The sequence below is a fragment of the Streptomyces alkaliphilus genome (assembly GCF_014141535.1).
GTDB lineage: Bacteria > Actinomycetota > Actinomycetes > Streptomycetales > Streptomycetaceae > Streptomyces > Streptomyces alkaliphilus.
This window is the reverse complement of record NZ_VKHT01000843.1, coordinates 1-2,209: the sequence shown is the minus strand read 5'-3', so window position 1 is coordinate 2,209 and position 2,209 is coordinate 1. Positions and strand designations below refer to the sequence as shown.

General features: G+C 72.0%; 2 protein-coding genes. Both read left to right on the top strand.

Annotation, left to right across the window (positions count from 1 at the left end; genetic code table 11):
• Positions 1-287: 287 nt before the first annotated feature.
• Positions 288-1,100, top strand: a complete 813-nt coding sequence (locus FNQ90_RS20375) for an SAM-dependent methyltransferase (protein WP_323380094.1) — start codon at positions 288-290, stop codon at positions 1,098-1,100.
• Between the two features lie 124 nt (positions 1,101-1,224).
• Positions 1,225-2,136, top strand: coding sequence for a helix-turn-helix domain-containing protein (locus FNQ90_RS20370; RefSeq protein WP_306663119.1), 912 nt, complete (start codon positions 1,225-1,227; stop codon positions 2,134-2,136).
• Positions 2,137-2,209 lie beyond the last annotated feature (73 nt).

Sequence of the window (2,209 nt, the reverse complement as noted above, 5' to 3'; positions counted from 1 at the left end):
GGCCGGATCGGGGTGACCGAACCAACTCGCGCGGTGTTCGAATCCCCGCCGCGCGGTGTTCACCCCCTTCCCGGAGCATCGCGGCCGGGAGGTCCCGGACAGGGTGGCACCACAGGACCTGGCTGGTTGGTGAACGGGCGGGTAGGCTGGCGATTCGCCGCCCGTGCCGGTGTCAACTGCCACACGCATCATGGATGTTGTCGTGCACGGACGGCTTCCCGGGCGCTCGACGCGGGGACCGGTGTTCGAAGCGCCCTGTGACCGACGCATATCCGGGAGACTCCTCCGTGACAGACGACGCATCCTCCACCCACCGGCGGCCCAACCCCGGCCTCGACACCTCGGTGCCGCACTCCGCCCGGATGTGGAACTACTGGCTCGGCGGCAAGGACAACTACGAGGCGGACCGTATCGCCGCCGACCAATTCGCGGCCGCGTTCCCCGCCATCGCGGACAACGCCCGGGCCTTCCGCCACTTCCTGGCCCGCGCCATCCGGCACCTCGCCGAGGACGCCGGTATCCGTCAGTTCCTCGACATCGGCACCGGGCTGCCCACGGTGGACAACACCCACGAGGTCGCCCAGCGGGTGGCCCCCGGGAGCCGCATCGTCTACGTGGACAACGACCCGTTGGTCCTCGCCCACGCCCGGGCCCTGCTCACCAGCACCCCCGAGGGCGCCACCGCATACCTCGACGCCGACCTGCGGGACACCGACGCCATCCTGCGCGCCGCCGCCGACACCCTGGACTTCGACCGCCCGATCGCCCTGGTGCTCAGCGGCATCCTCGGTCACTACGACGAGGAGGTGGCCGACGACGTCCTCGCCCGGCTGACGGCCGCCCTCCCCTCCGGCAGCCACCTGGTGATCTGCGACGGCACCGACACCAGCCCGGAGTTGAACGAGGCGCAGCGGATGCACAACGAGCGCGGCGCCGTGGTGTACCACCTGCGCAGCCACGAGCGCATCGCACGGTTCTTCACCGGCATGGAACTCGTCGAGCCCGGGGTGGTGCCCTGCTACGAATGGCGGCCCGAACCCAGCCCGTTCGAGCCCCCGGCGGGGGTTCACGCGGCCGGCGCGGTGGGGCGCAAGCCGTGACATGCTGACCCCGGAAGGGGGGGTGCGGGCGATCGGTGGTCACCGTCCGCCCGCACCGGACGAGCGGGGCACGGGGCGTGTCCCGGAGGCGAGACGGAGTGACGGCGACGGTATGGGAACGGACATGAGCCTCATGACACCGGAGGGTGCCCGGACCGGGGAGCCGGGACGGGGAGGGCCCGGCACGGCGACGGGCCCCACCGTCCCCCGGATGATGCTCGGCGCCGAACTCCGCCGACTGCGCGAGCAGTGCGGGGTCACCGGCAGTGAGGCCGGGGACGTCATCCGGGCCTCCCATTCCAAGATCAGTCGTCTGGAGGCGGGCCGCACCGGCTTCAAGACGCGCGACGTCGCCGACCTGCTGACCCTGTACGGCGTCACCGACGAGGCCGACCGCGCCACCCTCCTCGCCCTCGCCGAGCAGGCCAACACCCCCGGTTGGTGGCACACCTACCACGACGTGGTCCCCCGGCACCTGGAGCTGTTCCTCGGCCTCGAGCAGGCGGCCGACATGATCCGTTCCTACGAACTCCAGTTCATCCCGGGTCTGCTGCAGACCGAGGACTACGCCAGGGAGCTGTTCCGCCTCACCCGCGACGGCGAGACGGACAGGACGGTCGAACGCCGCGTGGAGCTGCGGATCGAGCGCCGCCGGGCCCTGCACCGCGTCCCCCCGGTCAAGCTGTGGGTGGTCATCGACGAGGCGGCGCTGCGCCGTCCGCTCGGCGGGCCCCGCGTCCACCGGGCCCAGTTGCGGCACCTGTTGGAGATGTCCGAGCTGCCGAACGTCACCATCCAGGTGATGCCCTTCTCCGCCGGTGGGCACCCCGCGATGGGCGGCCCGATCATGCTGCTGCGTCCCCCCGTGGACGACCTGCCGGACATCGTCTACCTGGAACAGCCGCTCAGCGGCCACTACGTGGACCGGACGGCCGACGTGGAGCACTACCGGCACGTGATGAACCAGTTGGTCATCGAGGCGGCCTCGACGGACGCCTCCCGGGCCATGATCGCCGGGATGGTCGCCGATCTCTGACCCGGGCCCCGCCCCGGCCCCCGGCCTCCGGGGTCGGGGCGGCCGACCGGAACGGCCCCGACCCCGGAGGCCG

Coding starts and splice junctions, on each gene's coding strand:
- FNQ90_RS20370 (WP_306663119.1), top strand. CDS start 1,225: ATGAGCCTCATGACACCGGAGGGTGCCCGGACCGGGGAGCCGGGACGG.